Origin of the sequence: Micromonospora sp. NBC_01699, assembly GCF_036250065.1 — a bacterium.
GTDB lineage: Bacteria > Actinomycetota > Actinomycetes > Mycobacteriales > Micromonosporaceae > Micromonospora_G.
The window spans coordinates 7712847-7735945 of sequence record NZ_CP109199.1 but is presented as its reverse complement, the minus strand read 5'-3'; the positions used below and the strand labels follow the sequence as shown (position 1 = coordinate 7735945).

Genomic DNA, 23099 nt, shown 5'->3' with positions numbered 1-23099 from the left:
GTTGGGCGGATGGCCAGGCGGGAGCCCGCTCGGATTCCCGGTCAGCCGACCCCGGCGCAGGTTGCGCGGCGGCGGCAGCTCGCGGCACTGCAACGGCGGGAGTTGACGTACGCGCCGGAGTTGGACGGGCAGGCCGATCCGGGCGAGATCGTGTGGACCTGGGTGCCGTACGAGGACGACCCCCGCCAGGGCAAGGACCGTCCCGTACTGGTCGTCGGACGCAAGAGCCGGACCCTGTACGGCCTGATGCTGTCCAGCCAGAGCGAGCGCCACGGTCAGCGGAACTGGTTCGCCCTCGGGCCCGGCGAGTGGGACCGCGACCACCGGCCGAGCTACCTGCGTCTCGATCGGGTGCTGACGATGCGCGAGGACTGCATCCGGCGCGAGGGGGCGATCCTCGACCGGGTCCGGTTCGACCGGATCTGCCAGGCACTCCGGGCCGGCTACGGCTGGCGCTGACGCCACACTCCGCAAAGGACCGTCGCGGGGACCGGCCGGGGTCGACCCGGAGTGCTCTGTTGGACGGCCGGACCTATCGGCATCGGTGCGAGGACGTGCCGACCGCGCGAATGACCGCGTACTTCCATTGGACCGCGGCATTCCCAATCGACCGACTCGGCGTTCCGCTGCGGAAGGGTCAGATCAGTCTGTAGTCGCGAGCCGGTCGCGGCCGGTTCGGGTATCAGTCATCGTCGAACGGTTCGTCGTTCCATCGCCACCATGCCTGCTCGCCCCGGATGTGTAGCAGGAACTCCGGCACCCGGAACCCGTCCGGGTCGGCCAGCGCGATCGCCGCCGCCCGCATCGCCCGGTCCGAGGCGACCTGCGCCTCGACGTCCTCCACGGCGCCGTCGAGCAGCCGTACGTCCTCGTCGAACAGCGGCCGGAACGGCCGGTACGCGGGCAGCGGCTCGAATCGGGCGGCCAGCCAGGGGAAGTCTCCGCCGTCGACCACGAGGTCGCCCAGCAACTCGTCTCCGGCGTACAGTCGCCAGATCCGGCTCGTCCGCGTCACAGCGCCTCTTCCCTCGCGTCCCGTCCGACCGCCCGGAGCCCGGGCCCGAGGACCTTGGCCCGGGAGCCTGGGCCCGGATCCGGAGCCTAGGCCCGCATCGGCGAATGCGTCGAGTGGCCCGGTGACGTAAGAGGTCCGACCTTAACTGTGGAGTCGGTGGCCGAGCGTCGATTACGGATTTTAGAAAAAAATCAGGGAATTGAGATTCGTTCGACAGGTGGGTCGCTCCGGAAAGCCGATCCGGCAATCGCTAAGCCAGATTTAAGGGAGAAATAATCGTTCTGGCTCGAAGCAAGTAGGGGTGCGCTCGTAGTGTTCCTTCTCGGAAGAAAGGTGTGCCCCCCACATGAATTTGCGACCCACCCCCAGACAACGTCGTTCGGTCACCGCGCTGCTGCTGCTGAGCGTGGCGCTCGCCGGCGGATGCAAGGAGCTGCCGGGCACCCCCGGCGCCTCCGACCCGTCCGGCGACGCCGGCATGGGTTCGACCGGCCCCACGTCCCCCGCCCCGGGCGACCCCTCGGCCACGCCGGGCGCCTCCGCCACCCCCGGCGCGCCGGGCACGTCGCCCGACCCGTCGACCAGCACCGCCCCGCCGACCTCGGTGGGTGGCTGGGTGGCGGTCGACCCCGCCGCGCAGGCCGCCGCGACCGCGGCTTTCTTCGCTCGCAAGCCCAAGCCGGTCACCGGCAACCCGGTGAAGGTGCCCGAGTTCAACGTCGGCTGCACCACCAGCCACCACAACAGTGACGACCCGATCGTCCTGCCGAAGCTGGCCGGGGCCTCGCACAACCACACGTTCTGGGGCAACAAGTCGACCAACGCGAACTCGACCGCCGAGTCGCTGCGGGCGGCCACCGCCACCACCTGCAACTCGCCCCAGGACCACTCCGCGTACTGGGTGCCGACGATGTACCAGAACGGCAAGGTCGTCGACCCGGACGAGGTGACCGTCTACTACGGTTCCCGGCTGAAGGACCCGAGCAAGACCCAGCCGTTCCCGTTCGGCCTGCGCATGATCGTCGGTAACGCGAAGAACCAGGTCGACACCCCGGACAAGCAGGGCAACCACTTCTGGTGCGCCGGCATCGGCGGCGAGGTCGGGCGCAGCGCGGACAAGACCTTCCCGGTCTGCGCCAAGACCGCGCACATCGTCCGCCAGATCACCTTCCCGGACTGCTGGGACGGCAAGCACCTGGACAGCCCGGACCACAAGGCGCACATGGCCAACGGTGACCACACCGGTGCCTGCCCGAAGAGTCACCCGGTCCCGGTTCCCTCGGTGTCGTTTGTCATCTCGTACCCGCTGAGCGCCAACACCGACGGCATCACCCTGGCGTCGGGCACCTCGTTCTCGATGCACGCGGACTTCTTCAACGCGTGGGAGGACGACGCGCTGGCGGCACGGGTCCGCAACTGCCTCGACCAGGGCGTGAAGTGCAACTCGGCGGGTAATTTCTAGACCTTCCCGCGCCACAGGGCGGCGGCGGCACGGTTCCTCCCCGATCGGGGTCGGCCGTCCGCCGCCGTCGTGTTCTCAGGCGTACCCGCCGTGACGGCCGGCACCGGCGGCGAACCGGGCGGCACCGGTGGTCGCGTCGGCGGCCAGCGAGTGCATGCCGTACTCCAGTTCGGTGGCGAGCGCGGCCGGCTCCGGCTGCCCGGCGGCGGCGAGCAGCGCCTGCCGGTCGTTACGCAGACAGGCCTGTGGAAGATCGGCGAGCTGCGCGGCCAGGTCCTCCGCCGCCGCTCGCGCACCGCCCGGCGGTGCCAGCCGGTTGATCAACCCCATCTCGTACGCCTCGACGGCCGGCACCGGGCGCCCGGTGAGGATCAGGTCCATCGCCCTGCTCTCGCCGATCAGCCGGGGCAGCCGGACCGTGCCCCCGTCGATCAGCGGCACCCCCCAGCGTCGGCAGAAGACGCCGAGCACCGCGTCCGACTCGGCGATCCGCAGATCGCACCAGAGGGCCAGCTCCAGTCCGCCGGCGACCGCGTACCCGGAGATGGCGGCGAGCACCGGCTTGCCGAGGCGCATCCGGGTCGGACCCATCGGGCCGTCGCCGTCCGGCTCGACCCGGTTGCCGCTCGGCGTACCGATGGCCTTCAGGTCCGCACCGGAGCAGAACGTGCCGCCGGCACCCCAGAGCACCGCGACGGATGCCTTCGGGTCGGCGTCGAAGGCCCGGAAGGCGTCGGCGAGCGCGCGGGCGGTGGGCCCGTCCACGGCGTTGCGGCGTTCCGGCCGGTCGAGGATCACCGTCGTCACCGGACCGCTGCGTTCCATCCGTACGACCATCGGTCCAGGATGCCCCGGACCCGCCGGTCGCGGAACCGGCCGGGCGGATTTGTCCACGCCGCGCCCACCTGCCGCTCCGCGCGCCGCCGAGACCGGCGGTGGGCCGGTCGAACCAGTAGTGTCGCCGGGGCCGGGCAGTATGGCGGGGACGTCCGAGTTGTGGAGGAGGGCCCGTGGGTAGCTGGGGCAGGGGCAACTTCGACAGCGACACCGCCGCCGACCATCTCGGCATCGTCACGGCTCGGCTGGTGGCCGAGGTGACCGAGGCGATGTCCGGCGATCCGGTAGAGATCGAGCCGGACGAATACTGGGGGGTCGCCGTACCGTGCAACCTGGAACTGCTCTGCCTGCTCTCCGAGCAGCGGTACGTCGGCGTCGAGCTGCCGTCGGAGCAGACGATCGCCGACTGGAAGCAGCGCTACCTGGCGGTGTGGGACGACAGCATCGGCGAGCTGGAGCCGACGGCCGACTACGTGTCGCAGCGGCGCGCGGTCCTGGTCGCCACCTTCGACCGGCTGGCCGCCGAGGTCCGTCGGCAGGCCGGCACCGACCCGGGCTGACTGACCGCCCGAGTACGTCGAACAGCGGTTGCACCCTCGCGATGGCGCTGGCATCGCCGGCGGCGAGGACGGTCAGGTTGCCGGCTCGGGCGACCTCGACCCGACCGAGCACCGGCGCGGCGACGTAGTGCAGCCCGTGGCGCCGGTGCTGCCGGCGCCGAGCGGGGCCGACGTGGCGCTGCTCAACGACTGGGCGAGCCGGCCCGGCGCCGTACCGCAACTGGTCCCGGGGGCGCCCGGTCGGCCGTACAGTCGGGTCCGGGCGACCTCGGTCGACCAGGTCCTGGCGGACATCGCCCGCGACGCGGTCGACGCGATCGGGAACTCTCCACTTCGGGTCCGCCGCTGCGCCGCGCCGACCTGCCGGGGCGTCTTCCTCGACGACTCGCCCGCCGCCACCCGCCACCCGCCGCTGGTGTTCGATGTCCACCTGCGGCAACCGGAGCAAGAAGGCCACCCACCGCCGGCAGAACACGGGTGCGCGGGCAGCCGGCGGCGCTGGTGAGCGGCCAGCTCAGAGGCCGTAGCCGAGCTCCTCGGCGGCAACCGCCCACACCTGGTTCTCGTCGCGTACGGCATCCGGGTCGATCCGGCCGATGTGGTCGGTCGTCGCGGCGGCCAGCGCCTCCAGCGCCTCGTCGTCGTCCTCGTCGATCCCACGGGCCCGGCGGGCCGCGCCGGAGTAGATCCGTGCGGACTCGACGAGTTGGCCCAGCGACCGGTTGACCAGTGCCGGCACGTCGTCCTTCGTGACGAACAGGACCGTTCCGTCGACCCGGTCGACCACCAGGGTGGCCACGTCCGGATCGTCGCAGAGCACCGCGACCGGCCGTTCGCCGATCGTGTGCTCGGGGAACGGCGACTGCTGCCAGCGCCCCTCGATCGGCACCTTCGCGTACGTGAGCGGACGCAGCGGGGCCAGGAGGTCCATGATCGTCTCATCGGATAGCACGGTGTCCGAGCATGGCACAGCCGGTCCGAACGATGTTTCCGCGTCCACAATGGTTATCAGCCGTCCCGGGATTCCCTGTAAATGGCTTGAAATCGTCGTGTATCTATCTCGACCTCGGTAGCCTCGCATCGTGCAGGATCACGGCTGTGGGACCGGTCGAGATACCGATCGTGAAAATGACCCGGGCCCGGTGCGCCCCTTCCGACTGTCGCCAATCCGGCCGCCCCGAAAATTGGGAACAATGACGGCGGCGGGTACCGTCCGGTGGTGCCCGACACCCCGCAACGGCTGATCGCCGACCGGTACCGGCTTTTACGGCCGCTCGGGCAGGGCGGTATGGGACGCGTCTGGCAGGCCCGCGACGAAATGCTCGAACGCGATGTGGCCATCAAGGAACTGGTGCCGCCACCCGGACTGACCGACGACGAACGGCGGGAGATGCGCGGGCGCTCCCTGCGTGAGGCCCGCGCCATCGCCCGCCTCGACCAGACCAACGTCGTACGGATCTTCGACGTACTCAACGCCGGCGGCGACCCGTGGATCGTGATGGAACTCGTCCCGTCGCGCTCGCTGCACCAGGTCCTCGAAGCCGAGGGGGCGATGCCACCGGCCCGGGTGGCGCACATCGGGCTGGGCGTGCTGGCGGCGTTGCGGGCCGCGCACCGGGCCGGGCTGCTGCACCGGGACGTCAAGCCGGCCAACGTACTGCTGGCCGACGACGGTCGGGTGGTGCTGACCGACTTCGGGCTGGCCATGGTGCCCGGCGACCCGCACGTGACCCGTACCGGGATGGTGCTCGGCTCGCCCGCGTACCTCGCCCCGGAACGGGCCACCGACGGCATCGTCGGCCCGGCCGCCGACCTCTGGTCGCTCGGCGCGACGCTCTACTCGGCCGTGGAGGGGCGTACGCCGTACAACCGGTCCTCGGCGATCGCCACGCTCGCCGCGCTGGCAACCGAGCTGCCCCCGCCGCCCCAGCGCGCGGGTCTGCTGACCGTGCTGCTCGAAGGGCTGCTGCGCCGGGACCCGGAGCAGCGGTTCGGCGCAGAGGAGGCGGAACGGCTGCTCCGCCGGGCCGCCACCTACTACGCGGTCGACCCGGTCGACCCGATCGGTGTCCTCGGATCGATGAACCTGTCCGACCCGCCCGACGCTCTCGGCTCGTACGGTCCGGGCGGCCCGTTCGGTTCGTTCGGTTCGCTCGACCGGCCGCCCCCACCGATCGTGCCGGAGTCCGTCGCCGACGACGCGTCCGCCGATACCGGTGCGGACGCCGTCACCGGTGCGGGTGCGGGTGCGGGCGGCGGTGCGGTTGCCGTTACCGGTGCGGTTGCCGTTACCGGTGCGGTTGCGGGCGGTGGCGGTTTCCCGGGTGGCGCGGCGGTTGCGGTGGCGCCGGTCCCCGGGTGGAGGCGTCGGGGCTGGCTGGTGGGAGCGCTGGCGGCGGCGCTGCTCCTGCTCGGGGTGACCGTGCCGCTGAGCAACGGCGGCACGGTCGGTTTCCTCGGCGGGGATTCGGACCCGGCGTCGTCGCCGACGCCGGTCGGCAGCCCGTCCGGCCTTGCCGGGGCAGCGGTGAACCGGGTGGGTCCACCGCCGGCCGCGGGCTGGCACTACTACCGGGACAGCGCCAACCTGGCCGTACCGGTGCCGGACGGTTGGCAGTCGCATCGCGACGGTGACCTGGTCGAGTTCCGCGAGCCGGAGGGCAGTCGGCGGCTCGCCGTCGAGGAACTCCGGTCGATCAAATCGGACCTGGTGGCGGAGCTGCGGGCACGAGAGAAGGCGGAACGGGACGTCGGGCGGTACCCGGACTACCGGCAGATCCGGCTCGGCAACATCGGTTACCACGTACGGGCGGCGGAGTGGGAGTGGACGTACACCGCCGAGAACGGGGAGTTGACCCACTCGACCCGCCGTACGTTCGTCAGCTTCAACGGACAGGCGTACGCGATCGTCTGGACCACCGCGGACGCCGAGTGGGCGACCAGCCGGGGCGCCTTCACCCTGATCGTGGCGGGTTTCCAGGGGTTGCCGCCGCCCGGTGGGCCGCCACCGGGACGACCCGGCCCGCCACCTCCGGGACAGCCCGGCCCGCCGGGACCGGGGCAGCCACCCCCGCCCGGGGCGGGTTGGCCATCGCCGAACTCGGCGTATCCGGGCAATCCGCTGGCGTTGCCCCCACCGGGGCCGTTCGACGGGACGGCCGGGAATCCGATCGTCAACATCGGCAGCGGTCGCTGTGTTGACATTCCGGACAGCATCGCCACGGCGGGCGCGGCCATCCGGATGTGGGAGTGTCACCAGCTGGCCGGCCAGCTCTGGACCTTCCCCGCCGACGGTACGGTCCGGTCGCTGGGCGGGTGCCTCGACGTGGCGGGCGGGTCGAGCGCGAACGGGGCAGCGGTCCAACTCGCCGACTGTAGTGGCGGCGCCTCGCAGAAGTTCACCCTCAACAGCGCGGCCGACCTGGTCAACGTACGGGCCGACAGGTGCGTCGACGTGCCGGACGGTAACCCGGAGAACGGTGCCCGGTTGCAGATCCGGGATTGCACCGGCGTGCCGAGCCAGAAGTGGCGGCTCGGTTGAACAGGGCCGTGCCCTGCCCGCCACCGACGCACATGATCTCCAGCCCCTCTCGGGGCCCGTTAAACAGTGGACAGTCGGCCCCGTCAGGGATACCTTGACGTAGTGGATCAGTTGATGAGCACCGCGCTGACCGTCGATGTGGCGCGGGCCGCCGTGGCCGCCGAGCATGCCGCGGCCAACGAGGCCAGTCAGCAGGCCGACCTGCTACTCGGCGGTCGACCCGTACCCGGCTCGGAGCAGTGGCAGGCCGAGCAGGATGGCCCGGTCGGCGCCCAGCGCGAGGTGGCGGCCCAACTTCTCCGGTTCCGGATTGAGCTGAAGACCGGCATCGATCCGATGGGCAGCCTGATCGGGCTCCGCCGCTGGGGCGTGACCTGGGAGTTGATAGCACGAGCCGCCGGCATCAGCCGCCAGGCCGCCCACGAGCGCTGGGGCCGCCGCGTACGCCAGGTGCTCGACCCGTACAACACCGGCGACCTGGGCGGCCCCATCCCCAACGACGAACAAGACCTAACCTGACCCTCCCCTCCCCCTCCCCTCCCGTGCCCCTCCCCCTCCCCCTCCCCTCCCGTGCCCCGCGTGCCCGCCCCCTCGCCGTCGATCTAGGGCAAATGGTGGTGGATAGAGATCAACAAGCACGTATTTGCCCTAGATCGACGAGCTGATGGGGGGCACGGGGGGCACGGGGGGCACGGGGGACACAGGGAGGGGAGGGGTTTAGGAGGGGAGGGGGTGGGGGTGGCGGTCGGGGTGGAGGGCGGTGCTGCTGGTGCCGGCGCCGGTGGCGATGCCGCTGAGGACGTCGCGTACGGCTTCTCGGGCGTCGTGCCGAGGGTGCCAGCCCAACTCCTGCTGCGCCCGTGAGCAGTCCATCAGCGGGACCCCGGCGGTGAGGTCGATCCAGCCGGGCTCGGTGGGCAGCAGCCGGAGCCGCCACGCCGCCTTGGCCAGCGTACGGAGCAGGAAGATCGGCACCGGAATGGTCCGACCCCCCAACTCCTGAGCCAGCACCGGCCCGTCGAGCACCGGTTCGCCGGCGATGTTGAACGCGCCGTTGCGGTCGCTACGCAGCGCCAACACGTACGCCTCGGCCAGGTCGTCGGCGTGCACCGCCTGGGCCCGCAACCGCTTGTTCCGGGGGATGACCGGCAGCCGCCCCGAGCGCAGCCAGCCGACCGGCAGGATCCGGCCGATGAAGTACCGCTTGATCTGGGCGCCCGCCTCACGCTGGAAGACCAGGGCCTGCCGCATCCGAATGATCCGCAACTCGGGGTGGTCGTGTTCCACCCCGTCGAGCAGCGCCTCGACCGCAGCCTTGTCCGTGCTGTAACCCGAACCGCCGATCCCGGTCGCCGGCCAGGTCTCCGTCACCCGACGGTCCTTCGGACCCTGGGCGTACGCGCCGATCGACGAGGCGTACGCGAGCGTGGGGACCCCGGCCTCGTCGATCGCCCGCAGCAGGTGCCGGGTGCCGGTGAGGTTCGTACGTCGCAGCAGAACCCGACGGTGGCTGGGCTGGATCTGCCAGGCCAGGTGCACCACCGCGTCGACCCCACGCAGTATCTCGGTCAACCGGTCGAGATTGTCCGGATCGCCGAGGTCCAGCGCATGCCACCGCACCCTGCCGTACGGGCTACCCGCGTCCTTTGCCGGCGGCCGTCGGGCGATGCCGACCAGCTCGATGTCTGATTCATCGGTCAACCTGCGCAGCAGCGCGGTTCCGACGTTGCCGGTGGCTCCGGTGATGGCGATCCGCATGTCAACCTCTACCCGACCACCGCCCGGTCATGCCCTGTCCGGCGCACGGTGCCGCAGGACCGGCACCGTGCGGGGCTGATCCCGCTACCCATCGTGGGATGGCGCCGTCCCCGGCCGGAGCAGCCGGTTCGCCGGTCGACCAGCCGGTTCGCCGGTCGATTGGCCGGTTCGCCAAACGTCCAGCCTGTTCGCCAATCGACCAGCCTGTTCGCCAAACGTCCAGCCGGTTTGCCGAACGAACAGCGGGGAAACCGGCGCGGATGCGAGCGGTGTTGACGAAACTTGAGCAGGCTGCCCAACTGGACCGGGTGGGTGATCAGATCCAGCGGGCGATCTGGTCCGCGCTGCCCCGGCGGTGGATTCGGGACGTCCTCCATGGGGTCTGGCTGGGCCATCCCCTGCATCCGGTGCTGGTGCAGGTGCCCGTCGGCGCGTGGACCGCCAGCGCGATTCTCGACCTGCTGCCCAACCAGCGCAGGGCGTCGACGGCGCTGGTCGCGATCGGTACCTTCGGCGCCCTGCCGGCGGTCGTCGCCGGGTGGAACGACTGGGCCTCGCTCACCCAGTCGCAACGCCGGGTCGGTCTGGTGCACGCTGCGGCCAACGCGGTCGGGCTGGCGCTCTACGGCGGCTCGCTCGGCGCCCGGCTCAGCGGCCACCATGGCGTCGGCCGAATCCTCGGCTGGGCCGGCCTGTCGGCGGCGAGCGGTGGTGCGTTCCTCGGCGGGCACCTGACGTACAAGATGGGCTCCGGGGTCAACCAGGCCGTGCCCGACCTGCACCGGATTGACGAGGGCTGGCATCCGGTCGCCGATCTGGCCGCCCTGCCCGAGGCGAGCCTGGTGACCCGGAAGATCAACGACGTGTCGGTGCTGGTCTACCGGGACGGGGAGAAGGTCACCGCAATGCTCGAACACTGCGCCCACCAGGGTGGGCCGCTCGGTGCCGGTGACGTCACCAAGGTCGACGGACAGCCCTGCGTGGTCTGCCCGTGGCACGGCAGCACGTTCCGGCTGGACAACGGCGAGGTGGTGCACGGCCCGGCCGCCACCGACCAGCAGACCCTGCCCACCCGCGTCATGAGCGGGGTGCTGGAAATCCGGATGCCCTGATCGGCTGCTGCGTCGGCGCCCTGATCGGCTGCGGCGGCGGCGCTCTGACCGGCTGCGGCCGGCTCGGCTGCGTCGGCGGCGGCCGGCTCGGGCTGCGGCCGCCTCCGGCAGCGGCCCGAGCCGGTCGTGATGGCCTCAGCTGCGTCGGTGACGGCCGCCGTCGGTAACGTCGCTGAAGGTGCCGGTCGCGGGGCGGCGACGCAGACCGAGTACGGCTCCGATCTGGGCGCCGATGATGCTGGCAACCGCGATCACCGCACCGACCGCGAGCGGCCGATTCAGGTTGTTCAACTCGCTGGCTCGGGACGCGCCGACCGCGTACGTGCTGACCTCACCCGGCTTGCGGGGCTGCGGCGGCGCGGGTGGTTTCTCCGGCTCCGGCCAACCGTTCGTGGGCGGTTCGGCCTGCGCACCTGCTGGCGGCGGGGTCGCCACCAGACCGGTGGCGTGCTTGCGTACGCCCTGGTCGGCGGCGTCGGACGGCAGGTGCAGCAGTTGGCCGGGCTTGATCCGGTCCGGGTTGCGGATCTCGTTGAGCCGGGCCAGGTCCTTGTAGCGCTCGAAGTCGCCGAGGTAGCGGTCGGCGATCGTGCCGAGATAGTCGCCGTCCTCGACCCGGTAGACCGGGACGGGCTCGTCGGCGGGTGCGTTCGGTGCCGCCAGGGCACCCGGCATCGCCACGGCCGCCGTGGTCACCGGAGCGTTCGCCGCCGCCGTCGTGGTCAGCGGTGCGTTCGCCGCCGCCGTCCGGCCGTACGGGGCCGCCGCCCAGGCGGTCGGGACGTACTCGTTGGGGGTGGCCGCGGTGGGGGCGGCGATGGCCAGGGCGGGCCGGGCGGACGGTGTGTAGGGCGCGCTGGCGACCGTGCCGGCGACCGCCGAGGTGGCCGCGGTTGCCGCCGGGCTGGTGACCAGGATCAGCGCCACCGCCCCGACCAGGGCGGCGGCCGCCCGCTGCTGCCGGCGCATGCCGGGCAGCCGGACCGCCGGCCGGCGCATGATCCGGGCCGGCAACTCCACGAGTACGGAGAGCGCGAACGTCGCCCAGCCGATCCAGCCGACGATCGCCAGCGCCCGCAGGAAAAGTTGCCCGTCGTCGCGGCTGGTCAGCGTGTTGCCGACCTCCGCCAGGGTCGGTAGGTGGTCCGGCAGTGGGTTGCCGGCGAAGGCCAGCAGCGCGATGGGCGCGCCGGCTATCAGTCCGACCAGGATGAGGAGCGAGCAGAGACCGGTGAGGAACTGCCCGGTACGCCGGGCCGCCGATACGCGCGCTGCGGGCATGACGTCGCCTCCCTATCTACGGTTCTTCGGTGAGCGGCCGGGCGGTGGCGGTGCCCTCGATCGGCACCGCGCCCATGCCGAAGGCGCTGAGCAGGATCGGCTGGTAGGTGAACTGGACCGTGACGGTGATCGTCTGGTTCGGTGGATCGCCCTCGATGACCGGCGTCGGGCCGGTGACGCCGGCCGCGGCCCGGTAGCCGTTGACGGCGGCGATGGCGGCGTTCACGTCGAGCCGTTTCGGCCCGCCGTCGATCGCCGCTCCGAGGTCGATCGCCTGGCCGCCGGTCCGGGCGGCTTCGGCCGCCAGGTTGTGGGCGCGCTGCATCGCCATCAGGCGCCGGGTGCCGTCGTACGACACCGCGATGATCATGAAGATGGCGAGCATGCTGATCGCGAGGAAGACGCTGACCCGGCCGGCGTCCCGGTCCGCCCGCCCGCTCATCCCCGGCTCCGGTAGCGGTCCAGCGGCGACACGAAGCGTGCGGAGACCGGCGCTGTCTGAGGCAGCCCCAACCCGGCCAGGTCCTGGTAGGACACGACACAGGTGACGTTGGCGACGATGAAGACGGGATCGCCGAGCGGCTGGGCGAACGCCTCCTGCAAACTCCAGTTGGTGCCGCCGCTCACCGCTGACGTACCCGAGAGGGTGACGGCGGCGGCCGGTTGGCAATTCAGTCCCTGTTCGGCCAGCCGTTGGGTCACCGCCGTGTCACCGGCCGTCTGCGCCTGGGCCGCCGTCCGCGAGATGCTGCTGGCGCGTGCGGCGTCGTGGGCCGCCGCCGAGACGGCGTTCTCGGCGATCGCCTGTCGGCCGGCCACCACCGCCATCCCGAAGAGGAGGACGAAGATCGGAGCGAGAATCGCGATCTCGACCGAGACCGAGCCACGCTCCGCCCAACGCCCCCTTGCCCTCGCGGCCATCGTCAATCTCCCGGGGTGAAGCGCTCGATCGGGCCGCGCGCGTTCTGCCGGACGGTGAAACTGAACCCGGGCATCACCTGCAACACCGATCCTTCGACGGTCGCCGTGGCCACGCCGGCCGCCTCGTTCCGATTGACGTCGACGCTGGTCGCGACGAGCCAGTCCGGGGCCGCGTTGATGTAGGCCAGGACCTTCGCCTCGGCGCCCGCCTCGGTGTCGCCGGCGAGCGTACGGGTCGAGTTGACGCCGATCTGCGCGGCGTTGAGCGCCACCGCCCGAGCGAGGAAGTACACGCCGGCCTGGATCGACATCATCAACAGCAGGAAGATCACCGGCAGCAGGATCGCCAACTCGACCGGACTGGCCCCCCGGTCGGAGCGCCCGCGCGCGGTGGTCGCGTGCGGGCAGCCCGCGTTGTCATCCCCCACCACGACAACTGTGGGGGATGACAACGCGGGCTGACGTCGGCGCATCGGGTCAGTCGACCGCGCCGCCGCCACCGGCCGGGGCGTCGGGTAGCTCATCGGTCCAGCTGGTCACGAAGTCGGTGGCCGTGACGATGAGGGCGGCCGCGAGGATGGCGAGTCCGACGATGATGACGGCGGTGGGCACCGGTCCGTCACCCCGGTCGGCCTCGCCGCGTAGCTCCGCCAGCCGGTTGCTGACGTACGCGTAGACGTAGTTGACCATTGCTCTTCCTGCCTTTCTGGCAATCCTGGATTCAGAGTCGAGCGACAAAGGGGTAGAGAATGAAGCCGATGAGGACGAAGACGAGCAGTGCACCGGGTACGTCGAGACGACTCGTCACCATCTCGGCCTGGGCCAGTTCGTCCGTGCGGATCTGATCCCGCAGCGAGTCGGCCCGCTGGCGGAGCGTTTCGTGTACCTGCGCCCCGTCAGAGCCGGAGGACTGCATGATGGCGCCGACGTCGCCGAGCTCCGGCACCCCGATCTCGTCGGCGAGGTCCCGGATCTCGTCCCACGGTGAGTGCATCTGGAGCTGGGCCAACCGCAGCGCTTCCCGGACCCGGTCGAAGACCCAGCCGTCGCAGATTGCGGCGGCCTGCTCCAGCGCCTGCACCGGACCGTGCGCGGCAGAGAGTTGCAGCGCGACGAGATCCAGGTAGGTGCAGACGGCCCGCCTGAACTCGCGCCGGGCCCGATTCGCCTTTGCCAGCACATCGCGGTGCGCGATGAGTGCCGCCAGCACCGCCAGGCCGATGGCGGCAACCACGGGGACCACCACCGGTGGGGTGATGCCCGCCATCGCGAGCAGCACCCCGCCCGTTGCCGGCGCCAGCAGTCCGATCAGTACGGAGAGCACGATCGACAGGGCGTACTGCTCGGGAGTGCGGTCCAGCAGGGCCAGGTCGCGGGTCGGTGGTTTCAGCCATCGGGCTACGCCACCGAGCCACTCCGAATCGCTCCGGCTGGACGGCCCCGCGACCGGTGTGGCCGGTTGGTGCAGCCGGCGTAGCGCGGGTCCGAGCGCCGGGGTGGCCGGCAGCGCCTCCCGGACCAGCAGGAAGAGTCCCAGGCCGACGGCGGCGCCGCCGCTCACGGCGAGGGTGAGCTGCCAGTTGAGGATCATGCGAGCACCTCGCCCTGCTGCGGCGTGGCGAGGAAGCGGGCCGGGCGGGGCGGCTGACTCATCGACCGGACCCAGGCCAGCAGCCCGATGAACGCGGCACTGAGGACGATCATCACGAGCTGTCCGGTCGGAGTGCCGTACGGGCGCATGTAGGCCGGGTTGATCAGCCCGTACACCAGGACCGCGAGTGTCATCCCGCTCAGGAACCGGACCGCGAACCGGGGCTGGGAGCGTTTCGCCTCCACCTCCCGCCGGGTGGCGACCTCGGCCGCCGCCGCCGAGGCGATCGAGCCGAGTACGTCGCCCAGCCGCTCGCCGCGATCGGAGAGGTGCAGGATCAGCGCGGCCACCACCTGGTCGCCGACCGGGTCGCCGATCTCGTCGGCGAACGCGAGCAGTGCGGCGCGGCCCAGCCAGCCGGCCTGGAGCCGGGCGGCGAGCAGGCGCACCTCCTCCTCGATCTCCGGCGGCGCGGTGGCGACGGTGTTGGTGATGGCCTGTTGCAGTCCCTGCCCGGTGCTGGACATGTCCTTGAGCCGGCGGGTCCACTCGCCGACCGCCTCGATCCGGCCGATCACCCGTTGCTCGGCCTTGCCGGCGGTGAACAGCCACGGGACGCCCAGCACCGCGATCGTGAACAGCAGACCGATCACCGGCAGCCCGGTGAGCAGGAAGGCCAGCGCGCCGACCAGCGCGGCGACGCCGAGCAGCGCTTGGTGTCGCAGGTGGTCGGAACGGCTGGTGCCGGAACCCTGCCAGAGGCGACGCAGCCACTGGTCGGAACCGCCCGGCGGCGGGACCGGCTTGGTGGTCCCGACCAGCGCGACCACCAGCAGGACCAGCCCGCCCAGGCAGGCCGCCCCGCCGAGCACCGCGATCAGTTCGACGTTGCCGAGGGGGATCACCGCACTGCCCCGTTCATCCGCGCCGCCCGAGTTGGGTCCGGCGGGGGCGCCGCCAGGCACCCGTACCGGCCTCGATGTAGCGGCTCAGCAGTCGGGCGTCGTACCCGATCCGGAGGAGCTGGTCGCGGATCCGTTCGGGCAGGTGCCTCGGGACCGCGCGACCGTCCGGCCCGGGGCCGAACACCGTGGTGGTGGTGATCCGGCCGGTTTCCCCGGCGCCGATCACCTCCTCGATGTGGGAGACGAACCGGTGCTTGCGGCCGCCGATGGCGGTCTCGTCCTCGACGGTGACGTAGACGATCAGGTCGAGTGCGTTGCCGGCCATCCGGCGGGCCTGGTCGACGGTCATCTCCCGGCCGTGCGCCAGCGCCAGCTCGATGATCCGCTCGCCCACCCCGGCGGGCGTACGGGCGTGGATGGTGCACATCGAGCCACGGCTGGTGGTCATCGCCTGGAGCATCGGGACGATCTCCCGGGAGCGGACCTCGCCGACGATGATCCGCAGTACGCCCATCCGCAGCGACAGCGGGATCAGGTCGGCGATCGTCACCTCGCCGGCCGGACGCCCGTCGGCTCCGCGCTCGCCGTGTCCCTCGCGGGACTCGAAGCTCATCACCGCCCGGTGCTTGATCCCCCGCTTGGTCGGGAGCAGTTCCCGGCTCTCCTCCAGCACCACGTACGGCTCGTCGGCCGGGATCTCGTCCATCAGCGCCCGGATCACGGTGGTCTTCCCGGCCCCGGCCAGGCCGGCGACCATGATGTTCAGGCCGGCCGCCATCGCCGCGCGCAGGAAGTCCCGGATCAGCAGGTCGATCATCTCGTCCAGGTCGCCCCGGCCGCCGGCGATCTCGTCCAGGCTCACGTCGAGCGTGTTGTGCTTCCGGATCACCGCGTACGGGCGGTGGCTGACCAGGTAGACCGCGGCCAGCCGGCTGCCGTCGGGCAGTTGTAGGTCCAGGGTCGGCTTCGAGGTGGACAGCGACCGTTCGGTGGAACCGGCCCGGCGGGCGGCGGCCTGCAAAATCTCGACCAGTTCCTCGTCGCTGTCGGCGATCGGGTCGGCCCAGTCGACGCCCCCGCCGTGCCGGGTGATCCGCACCAGGTCACAGCCGAGGATGTGCACCTCCTCGATGGTGCTGTCGACCAGCAGGGTTTGCAGCCGGCCCAGCCCGACCAGTTCGGCGGTGACCTGGTCGAGCAGGCTCCGTTCCTCGATGGCGTGCATAGGTGTGCCCGCCCGGCGGGCCGCGTCGGCGTACTCGCCGACCACCGCGACCGCGAGCCGGGCCCGCTCGGTGTCCTCCTCATCGACGCTGAACTCCCGGCCGCGTTGCCAGAGGGTCAGGCGTTCGCTGAGTTCGCGCCGGAGTTCGCGGACCACCGCGAAGTCGATCCGTGTTCGTTGGGGCGGCGGCCCGGCCGCCACCACCGCGCCGCCGGCCGGAGCCGGTCCGCCGACGCCCTGGATCGGGTACGGGGCAATGGCGGCCGCCGGTGCGGTGTGGCCGGGGGGTGTGGCAGTGCCGTTCGCCGGGGGAGCGGCGGTGCGTTGGTGCCGGCCGTTCGCCGGGATCGGCGGCACCGTCGAGGTGGCACTGTTCTCCCGGCCGCGCGGGTCGTGCGAGACCGGCTCAAACCGCATGCGGCACCTCCTGGACGGTGGCCGGCCAGGAGAGTCGGGCACGGCGGCGGTCCAGCAACGTACGGATCGGCACCTCCAGGGCGCCGGCGGCCCGCATCAGCGGCCGTCTCGCCCGTACGGTGCCGCCGTGGCTGAGCACGTCGGCGGTACGCGGGTCGTGCGGCAGGTGGGCGATCACGGGCAGGCCGAGTGCCTTGCTCACCTCGCTCCGGCTGTGGCCGTTGCCGACCAGCAGCAGCCGCAGCGAGCCGGGCGGCACCCGGTGCTCGGCGAAGTCCCGCTCGATCGCCTTGACCGTGGAGCGGGTGCTGGAGATGTCGGCGAGGCCGGCGCCGGTGACGACCAGCACGATGGCGGCCGCCCGCAGCAGTGGCCACGGTGGCGCGACCACCTGCAACCGGCCACAGTCGACCAGCACGTCGTACGCGGGTTGGCCCCGGTCGAGTTCGGTGAAGAAGTCGGCGAACCGTTGCCAGAGCGGGGTGACGCTGCCGGCCTGGGCCGGGTCGACCACGCCGGGCAGCAGCAGTCGTTCCCGTTTCGGCGCGTCGAGGTCGACCAGCTGGGACCAGAAGGCCGTGTCGAGGTTGCCGTCGCGCAGTTCGCCCACGGCCAGCTCGCCGATGCCGCGCGGGCCGTCGAGCGCCCCACCGAGGTAGCCGGCGAGCACCGAGCCGCCGGAGGGGTCGCATTCGGCGAGGATCACCCGGTGGTGCCAGGACAGCGTGCAGGCGAGCGCGGCGGTGGTGACCCCGGGTGAGCCCTTGGCGGCGACGAAGGCGACGACGGCCATGCTCAGGCCGCCGAGGTCAGCACGACGGCGACCCGGTTGCCGGCGTTGAGCGCGACGACCGCCGGCACGTCGCGGACGGCGAGTGCCACGTAGATGACGACGCTGCTGTTGTCCGGGTAGGCCGTGTCGATCACGGTGCTCTCGAACCGGGTGCCCGCCGGATCGGTGCCGCCGGTCCTGCTCTGGTCCGGCAGCCCGATCAGGAGCAACTTGTCACCCGGGCGGAGCCGCTTCGCCGGTACCGCGCCGACCCGGAGGCTGATCGCGACCTGTTGCTGGCCGGGGCCGAGCAGCGGCTTGTCGGTGAACTGCCCGGCGGTGAGCAGGGTGCCGGGTGTCAGCGTCACCGCGGCCCGCTTCCCGATCACCTCGCCGAGCCGGCTGGCGGCCACCGGGGCGAGGCCCTGGCCGCCGGCCACCTCGACCCGGGTGACGTCGTCGGCGGTCAGGATGGCGCCGACCTGGACCGGCCGGGCCACCGCGAGGTAGCTGCCGGTGGCCCGGACCGAGGTGACCGCGAACGCCGACCCCAGTCCGCCGAGGGCGACCAGCAGGACGGCCAGGCCGAGCAGACCCGGTCGGACCCGTCGCTGGCGGACCACCCTGGGCGGGGCCACCGGTGCGTCGACCGGTCCCGACTGGGCGCGAGTGGGTGCCACGGTCACCTCGTCACCACCTGAAGCTCGTCGATCTCGATCGCCACCTCGGCGCTCTGCCGGGTGGTGCGCATGGTGCCGCTCGCGCCGCCGCCGAGGACGCGCCACGGCACCACCCAGTGGGTGACGCCGCTGACCCTGTACTTGCCGTTGCCGCTGGGCTTGCTGTAGCCGTCGGGCAACCCGCACGGCGGTGTGGCGTTCTTGTCGCTGTTCGGGTTGTACGCCCGGCCGGCGGTGGTGCAGGTCAACGTCCTGCCGTCGCCGAGGTCCCAGACCATCTTCTCGACGCTGGCCTCGATCTCGACGGTGACGCCGCGGTCCGACGCCCTGGCCTCCTGCGGCCCCCAGGTTTGGGCGCTGGGGTCGGTCCAGAGCCACACCGGGAGCCCGACCAGGCCGGGTCCCTTGCTCGGGTGGGGGGCGACCCCGACCCGCGGGCGGTTGAGGGTGAGGCTGGCGAGCGCCTCGGCGGCCAGTTCGGCCGGGTCCGGGGGAGCGCCGAAGCCGGGTGGTGGGGCGTCCAGCGTGACCGAGACCTGGCCGTTGCCGGCGCAGCTCACCCAGTACTGGTCCTGGCCCTCGGGCACGCCGTCGGGCTGCGGTTCGGCGAGCTTGTAGTAGCAGCTGTCCTCCGGGTTGTACCAGCCGAGGACGTTGTCGTAGCAGGGGATCGGGCGGCCGTCGCGGGTGCACTTGCGGGCCGGGCCGTCGTTGCCGCCGCCACCGCCCGGGTTGCCGGGGCCGCCGGGGCCACCGGGGTTGCCGGGGATGTCGTCCCAGACGTGGCAGTCGGTCTGGGTGGGTGGGCAATCGGCACCGGGGCCACGGGCGGTGGCCGGCGCGGAGCCGGTCAGGCCGATGGCCAGGGTCAGCGTGGCCGCAGCGCCGACGGCGAGCAGCCGCCGGGTCAGGCGGGAGCGCCGGCTCAGCACGGCTGGTCCCGGTGGGCGGTGCCGGTGCTGATCAGCCAGCGGCCGTCGGGGTAGCGGGCCGCGGTCGCGGTGGCCAGGTACCGGCCGCTGGTGGAGCCGGGTACGACTGACTTGTCCTTGGTGTAGACCAGTCGGTATCCGGTGCCGTCCAGGCAGTCCTGGATCGAGACCGTGGCCGGGACGGTGTCCAGCCGTACGTCGGTCACCTGCGGGTCGGAGATGAGCGTGCCGGTACGCATCGCGCCGTGCTCCTTCGCGTCACGAATGGCAAGCCGGACCTGGGTCAGCAGGGGGTCGGCCAGATACTTCTTGAGCGCCGGATGGAGATGGTTCGCCGATTTTTCCGCTTCCCGCGAGGCGTCCAGATAGCCGGCATAGGCGGCAAGTGCGGCTTTCGAGGCGGCTTCGGTCTCCGGCGCGGCATCGGGTGTGGCGGCGGGAACGCCGTCGAGAGGCGCCGGTACGCCGGGCGCCTGGTCCTTCGCGCAGCCGGCGCCGAGGGCGACCGACACGATCGCGACGAGGACGGTGGAGTACCTGCCCAATCGCTGTGCGCGCAACGGTGTTTCCTTCCTTTCCGCCGCTCGCCGTGCAAAACACCGGATTGCTTACCTCACCGATCTGTCCTGGTGAGGTGCCCGTGCCGGGTGGAGTACGGGCACGGCACAGCGGGCCCTGACGGCTCGTGTCGAGCCCGGTGCCGCCGTACGGACATTTACTTGTTTCGATCTGAACGGGATCTTACAGATGTGCCAATTCTTTGCCGGATCGGTGGGTTGATCTGTTTTACCCGACGGTTGTGCTCCACCCAAGGGGCGAGCATAGGCTGACCGCCGACGATGCAACAGAGGCAATTGCGGAGAACACGTACGGTTACCATCCGTCGTCCGGATATCCATTGGGGTCATTTGATGATGGTCGATAGGTATCGACTCCTTGGCGGTCCTCGGGCCGGGGTGGTAGATCACTGTGCGCGTGCTGATGCACGTTCGGATGCGCTGCGAAATACAGGGGATGGCGGTGTTCTGGCCGTTTCCGTACCCCGGTCCGGGAGCGGTACCGGCGGATCCGCGACTGCCCCGCGTGATCGTTCGGACCGCCGCCGGGTCGGCCCGGAGCCGGTCGCCGACGTCGATCGAAGATCGCTCTTGGCTGATCATGAAGTCACGCAACGTGTTGTCGAAGATCCGGCCCGGCCGGCTCTCCCCGTCCCCGCGCGGAGGTTGTCATGTCGTTGACCGAGCACCGGCCGACACCGGCCGGGCCCCTGCGGTCCGGTGCCGGCTGGCCGCTGCGGCTGCTCGCCGCCGCCACCGTCGCCCCGCTGATCCGCTGGATCGTGGCGGCCGACTCGGTGCCGGGCGGAACGGCCCGGCGGACCGGGTGCGACAACTGCGGTACGCCGTTCGGGAGCGCCGGGCCGCCGCTGGCCCTCTCCCCGCTCGCCCGTTGCGGCGCCTGCCGTCAGCGGATCGGCGCTCCACCGGCCACCGTGGAACTGGCCCTGCTCGTCTCGATCGGGGTGCTGGTGCTGGCCGCCCGACCGGCCGTGGAGACGGTCGCCTTCGCCTGGTGGCTGCTCTGCGCGCTGCCGCTGTTCTTCGTCGACCTGGCCGTACACCGGTTGCCGGACCGGCTCACCTCCGCCGCCGCGTTCGGCACCTGGGGCCTGCTCGGCCTCGCGGCCCTGGCCGGTGATTCGGGGACGGCGGCCGGCGGCGGTGCGGACTGGCTGCGGGCGCTGCTGGCCGGGGGCGCGGTCGCCTTCGTCTTCGCCGCCTCGACGGTGCTGCTCGGTCGGCGTGGGTTCGGTCTGGGCGACGCCAAGTTGGTGTTGAGCAGTGCCGCCGTGCTCGGCTGGTTCGGCTGGGGGCCGGTGTTCCTCGGCCTGATGGTGGCCTTCGTCGCCGCCGCGCTGACCAGCGTCGTCCTGCTGGTCGCCGGGCGGGTCCGCTGGTCCGGCCACCTGCCGTTCGGTCCGTTCCTCATCCTGGGCAGCATGGTTGCGCTCGCCCTGGCCTGATCGGCCGGAACGGTCCCCATTAATTGATGTTCGTGAATACAATGGTCTCGATTCGTCCAGTGCCGCCCGCCTGCCAGAAGTGAGAGACGACCATGATGGACAGTTCTCGGCCGATCACCCGGGCCGGACGGGGCGGCGGCGTCCGTGGGAACGTCGGGCCCCGGCTACTGACGGGCCTGCTGGCGGCGATCCTGCTCGCGGCGGCGCTGCCGGCGGTCGGCCCGGTCACCCCGGCGGCGGCCGCGGTCGGCGACACCGAGCGGCCGACCACACCCGGACCGATCGAGGTCGTCGGTTACGGCACCGGCTCGGTCCAGCTGACCTGGGCGGCGTCCACCGACAACGTCGGCGTGGTGCGGTACGAGGTGAGCCAGTTCTACACCGACATCGCCGTGCTGTGGCGTACGCGGACGAACAGCATCACCATCACCGGGACGCTGCCGTCGCGCACCTACCGGTTCAGCGTCCGCGCCGTCGACGGGGCGGGCAACTCGTCCAGCTCGCCCCCGCTGTTCAAGCTGACCATGCCGCCGGGCGACAACCAGCCGCCCACCGCGCCGTCCGCGCTGACCGCGACCCGGATCACCGACACCTCGGTCACCGTCTCCTGGGGCGGCTCCAGCGACAACATCGGGGTGGCGCTGTACGAGGTGCTGTCGATCACGCCGAGCGGTGACACGGTGGTCGCGAGCCGCTCGCAGCACCCGCCCTGGCCGAACAACGTACTGGATGTCACCCGGCTCACGCCGGGCACGACGTACACCTTCGCCATGCGGGCCGCAGACGACGCCGGCAACTACTCCGCGCTGTCCGCGCCGGTCACGGTCACCGCCCGGCCGGCCGGGCCGGACGTCAGCCCGCCGAACATTCCCGGTACGCCGGTAGCGTCCAACCTCGGCCCGCACGGCGTGACCCTGACCTGGATTCCGGCCACCGACGACAGTGGTCCGCCACGCTACGAACTGGTCGACCGGGCCGACCCGAGCGGTCCCGTCGAGGTCGCCCGGACCCTCCTCAACCAGGTCACGGTCGGCCTGGTGTCGGGCCGGACGTACGTCCTCGTGGTGCACGCCGTGGACGCCGCTGGCAACCGGTCGCCCGCCTCCGGTCCGCTGACCCTGACCGCGCCCTAGACCTGTCGGCCCGACTACCCCGGTCAGGTCATCAGGGTGGTGAGGAAGTCACCGAAGCCCTGAAGGATCATCATGCACCCGGCTCCGAGGGTCTTGAAGGTGTGCGCGGCGCTGTCCGGGCGGAACGCGATGAAGAAGATCAGGAAGGCCAGGCCCCCCCAGGCAAATACTTTCTTGATGAAAACGGGCATCTTTCCTCCGGTGGGGCGATCGGCCGTTTCGTCCGGCCCGTGGAGTTCGGATGACTAGTACTGCTTGACATGTCGGTGGCTTCCCTCCCGGGAGGGTGGCAAACAGCACGGACCGGGGTCACCTGGCCAGGAAGTGCCAACCGATCCAGACCCACGCCCCGAGTACGATCAGCCGCCCCGTGCCGCCGCGCATCGCCGCGATCAGCGCGCTGCCCAGCGGGGCGACCGCGCTGTTCGGGCGGCGGCCGGCGAGATCGACCAGGACCATGGCGCCGATGATCACGACGAAGCCGGCGACGAGGATGGCGCGTGCGGTCAACGGGTCACCAGCCAGGCGCCGGTGCTCAGCCACAGCACGTACCCGGCGACCCTGCCCGGGTAGGTGTCCAGGAACGGGTCGGCCAGGATGCTGAAGGTCGGATTGTTCACGTCGTTGCCGGTGAACAGGGCGACCAGTTCCCAGACGCAGAAGGCGGCGCCGAGCCCGACCCAGGTCACCGAGGTCGCCCGCCCGGACGGCAGCGTACGGTGCGGCACCCGCCGGGCGCCCCACCAGAGCAGGACCAGTCCGGGTGCCAGTACGGCGCAGGCGGCGGGCAGCGTCAGTGGCCGGGCGAATGCGGCGAGCAGGGCGTACCCGGCGATGGTGGCGGCGAGAGTGGGGGCCGCCCGACCGACGAGTGGGCCGACCGTATCGGCAGCGGGCGGGTCGGCCGTGTCCAGATCCGTCTGATGCATCCCCA

The 23099-nt window shown here is 71.6% G+C and carries 28 protein-coding genes and 2 pseudogenes; 10 read left to right on the top strand and 20 right to left on the bottom strand.

The window, feature by feature from the left end; translation table 11 throughout:
* Positions 1-9 precede the first annotated feature (9 nt).
* Entirely contained in the window at positions 10-459 is a 450-nt protein-coding gene (locus OG792_RS31990; RefSeq protein ID WP_442932337.1) for a type II toxin-antitoxin system PemK/MazF family toxin, read from the top strand.
* Positions 460-682: 223 nt separating this feature from the next.
* On the opposite strand, the gene OG792_RS31985 is transcribed toward OG792_RS31990, so the two are convergent.
* Positions 683-1015: a hypothetical protein gene (locus tag OG792_RS31985; RefSeq protein ID WP_329105225.1), complete on the bottom strand. Its 333-nt coding sequence runs from the start codon at positions 1013-1015 to the stop codon at positions 683-685.
* 346 nt (positions 1016-1361) lie between these two features.
* Between OG792_RS31985 and OG792_RS31980 the strand changes: the two genes are divergently transcribed.
* Positions 1362-2477, top strand: a complete 1116-nt coding sequence (locus tag OG792_RS31980; RefSeq protein WP_329105222.1) for a DUF1996 domain-containing protein — start codon at positions 1362-1364, stop codon at positions 2475-2477.
* Between the two features lie 75 nt (positions 2478-2552).
* On the opposite strand, the gene OG792_RS31975 is transcribed toward OG792_RS31980, so the two are convergent.
* Positions 2553-3314: a crotonase/enoyl-CoA hydratase family protein gene (locus OG792_RS31975; protein ID WP_329105220.1), complete on the bottom strand. Its 762-nt coding sequence runs from the start codon at positions 3312-3314 to the stop codon at positions 2553-2555.
* 173 nt (positions 3315-3487) lie between these two features.
* Here OG792_RS31975 and OG792_RS31970 point away from each other — a divergent pair, with 173 nt between their 5' ends.
* A complete protein-coding gene (locus tag OG792_RS31970; protein WP_329105218.1) occupies positions 3488-3874 on the top strand; it encodes a DUF4259 domain-containing protein in 387 nt (128 codons plus the stop codon).
* A 58-nt stretch (positions 3875-3932) separates the two neighbouring features.
* Here the strand turns inward: OG792_RS31970 and OG792_RS34875 are convergent.
* Positions 3933-3986: pseudogene (locus OG792_RS34875) on the bottom strand (hypothetical protein); the annotation flags it as partial.
* A 15-nt stretch (positions 3987-4001) separates the two neighbouring features.
* Between OG792_RS34875 and OG792_RS34870 the strand changes: the two are divergent.
* Together OG792_RS34870 and OG792_RS34865 are read left to right on the top strand one after the other, a co-directional pair.
* Positions 4002-4271: pseudogene (locus tag OG792_RS34870) on the top strand (ABATE domain-containing protein); the annotation flags it as partial.
* A gap of 25 nt (positions 4272-4296) precedes the next feature.
* The gene (locus tag OG792_RS34865) at positions 4297-4401 is read left to right on the top strand and encodes a hypothetical protein (protein WP_442932336.1); all 105 of its coding nucleotides are present in this window, start codon (positions 4297-4299) and stop codon (positions 4399-4401) included.
* Here the strand turns inward: OG792_RS34865 and OG792_RS31960 are convergent.
* Positions 4389-4805 (bottom strand): SUKH-4 family immunity protein, encoded by a 417-nt coding sequence (locus OG792_RS31960; protein ID WP_329105215.1) that lies wholly within the window; start codon positions 4803-4805, stop codon positions 4389-4391. The genes OG792_RS34865 and OG792_RS31960 overlap by 13 nt on opposite strands.
* A gap of 288 nt (positions 4806-5093) precedes the next feature.
* Between OG792_RS31960 and OG792_RS31955 the strand changes: the two genes are divergently transcribed.
* Positions 5094-7415, top strand: coding sequence for a serine/threonine protein kinase (locus tag OG792_RS31955; protein ID WP_329105213.1), 2322 nt, complete (start codon positions 5094-5096; stop codon positions 7413-7415).
* Between the two features lie 102 nt (positions 7416-7517).
* Positions 7518-7934 (top strand): hypothetical protein, encoded by a 417-nt coding sequence (locus OG792_RS31950; protein ID WP_329105212.1) that lies wholly within the window; start codon positions 7518-7520, stop codon positions 7932-7934.
* A 198-nt stretch (positions 7935-8132) separates the two neighbouring features.
* Here the strand turns inward: OG792_RS31950 and OG792_RS31945 are convergent, their stop codons facing one another.
* Positions 8133-9173, bottom strand: a complete 1041-nt coding sequence (locus OG792_RS31945; protein WP_329105210.1) for an NAD-dependent epimerase/dehydratase family protein — start codon at positions 9171-9173, stop codon at positions 8133-8135.
* Positions 9174-9433: 260 nt separating this feature from the next.
* On the opposite strand from OG792_RS31945, the gene OG792_RS31940 reads away from it, so the two are divergent.
* The gene (locus OG792_RS31940; RefSeq protein ID WP_329105208.1) at positions 9434-10285 is read left to right on the top strand and encodes a Rieske 2Fe-2S domain-containing protein; all 852 of its coding nucleotides are present in this window, start codon (positions 9434-9436) and stop codon (positions 10283-10285) included.
* Between the two features lie 135 nt (positions 10286-10420).
* Here the strand turns inward: OG792_RS31940 and OG792_RS31935 are convergent, their stop codons facing one another.
* Genes OG792_RS31935 through OG792_RS31880 form a run of 12 tightly spaced genes read right to left on the bottom strand, consistent with a single transcriptional unit; the run spans position 10421 to position 19569 of the window.
* Complete coding sequence (locus OG792_RS31935; RefSeq protein ID WP_329105206.1) at positions 10421-11566, bottom strand: LysM peptidoglycan-binding domain-containing protein; 1146 nt, start codon at positions 11564-11566, stop codon at positions 10421-10423.
* Between the two features lie 16 nt (positions 11567-11582).
* A complete protein-coding gene (locus OG792_RS31930) occupies positions 11583-12008 on the bottom strand; it encodes a hypothetical protein (RefSeq protein WP_329105204.1) in 426 nt (141 codons plus the stop codon).
* Complete coding sequence (locus OG792_RS31925) at positions 12005-12487, bottom strand: TadE/TadG family type IV pilus assembly protein (RefSeq protein ID WP_329105202.1); 483 nt, start codon at positions 12485-12487, stop codon at positions 12005-12007. The genes OG792_RS31930 and OG792_RS31925 overlap by 4 nt, the downstream gene beginning before the upstream one ends.
* Before the next feature lie 2 nt (positions 12488-12489).
* Entirely contained in the window at positions 12490-12915 is a 426-nt protein-coding gene (locus OG792_RS31920) for a TadE/TadG family type IV pilus assembly protein (RefSeq protein WP_329105200.1), read from the bottom strand.
* 49 nt (positions 12916-12964) lie between these two features.
* Positions 12965-13177: a hypothetical protein gene (locus tag OG792_RS31915; protein ID WP_329105198.1), complete on the bottom strand. Its 213-nt coding sequence runs from the start codon at positions 13175-13177 to the stop codon at positions 12965-12967.
* Positions 13178-13208: 31 nt separating this feature from the next.
* Complete coding sequence (locus OG792_RS31910; protein WP_329111564.1) at positions 13209-14075, bottom strand: type II secretion system F family protein; 867 nt, start codon at positions 14073-14075, stop codon at positions 13209-13211.
* Positions 14075-14980, bottom strand: a complete 906-nt coding sequence (locus OG792_RS31905) for a type II secretion system F family protein (RefSeq protein ID WP_329111563.1) — start codon at positions 14978-14980, stop codon at positions 14075-14077. The genes OG792_RS31910 and OG792_RS31905 overlap by 1 nt, the downstream gene beginning before the upstream one ends.
* Before the next feature lie 16 nt (positions 14981-14996).
* Positions 14997-16625: a CpaF family protein gene (locus OG792_RS31900; RefSeq protein WP_329105196.1), complete on the bottom strand. Its 1629-nt coding sequence runs from the start codon at positions 16623-16625 to the stop codon at positions 14997-14999.
* On the bottom strand, positions 16615-17418 hold the full coding sequence (locus OG792_RS31895) for a ParA family protein (RefSeq protein ID WP_329105194.1): 804 nt from the start codon (positions 17416-17418) through the stop codon (positions 16615-16617). The genes OG792_RS31900 and OG792_RS31895 overlap by 11 nt, the downstream gene beginning before the upstream one ends.
* A 2-nt stretch (positions 17419-17420) precedes the next feature.
* Positions 17421-18083, bottom strand: coding sequence for an SAF domain-containing protein (locus OG792_RS31890; protein ID WP_329105192.1), 663 nt, complete (start codon positions 18081-18083; stop codon positions 17421-17423).
* Positions 18080-19009 carry a hypothetical protein gene (locus OG792_RS31885; RefSeq protein WP_329105190.1) on the bottom strand — a complete coding sequence of 310 codons (930 nt, stop codon included), beginning with the start codon at positions 19007-19009 and terminating at the stop codon, positions 18080-18082. Before OG792_RS31885 ends, OG792_RS31890 begins: the two co-directional genes overlap by 4 nt.
* The gene (locus OG792_RS31880) at positions 19003-19569 is read right to left on the bottom strand and encodes a hypothetical protein (RefSeq protein ID WP_329105188.1); all 567 of its coding nucleotides are present in this window, start codon (positions 19567-19569) and stop codon (positions 19003-19005) included. The genes OG792_RS31885 and OG792_RS31880 overlap by 7 nt, the downstream gene beginning before the upstream one ends.
* 668 nt (positions 19570-20237) lie before the next feature.
* Between OG792_RS31880 and OG792_RS31875 the strand changes: the two genes are divergently transcribed.
* Entirely contained in the window at positions 20238-21032 is a 795-nt protein-coding gene (locus OG792_RS31875) for a prepilin peptidase (RefSeq protein ID WP_329105186.1), read from the top strand.
* Positions 21033-21124: 92 nt separating this feature from the next.
* Entirely contained in the window at positions 21125-22165 is a 1041-nt protein-coding gene (locus OG792_RS31870) for a fibronectin type III domain-containing protein (RefSeq protein WP_329105184.1), read from the top strand.
* 23 nt (positions 22166-22188) lie between these two features.
* On the opposite strand, the gene OG792_RS31865 is transcribed toward OG792_RS31870, so the two are convergent.
* From OG792_RS31865 to OG792_RS31855, 3 genes are all read right to left on the bottom strand, one after another.
* Positions 22189-22356, bottom strand: a complete 168-nt coding sequence (locus OG792_RS31865) for a hypothetical protein (RefSeq protein WP_329105182.1) — start codon at positions 22354-22356, stop codon at positions 22189-22191.
* A gap of 118 nt (positions 22357-22474) precedes the next feature.
* A complete protein-coding gene (locus OG792_RS31860; RefSeq protein WP_329105181.1) occupies positions 22475-22675 on the bottom strand; it encodes a DUF6186 family protein in 201 nt (66 codons plus the stop codon).
* Positions 22672-23094, bottom strand: coding sequence for a hypothetical protein (locus tag OG792_RS31855; protein WP_329105179.1), 423 nt, complete (start codon positions 23092-23094; stop codon positions 22672-22674). The genes OG792_RS31860 and OG792_RS31855 overlap by 4 nt, the downstream gene beginning before the upstream one ends.
* Positions 23095-23099: the final 5 nt, after the last annotated feature.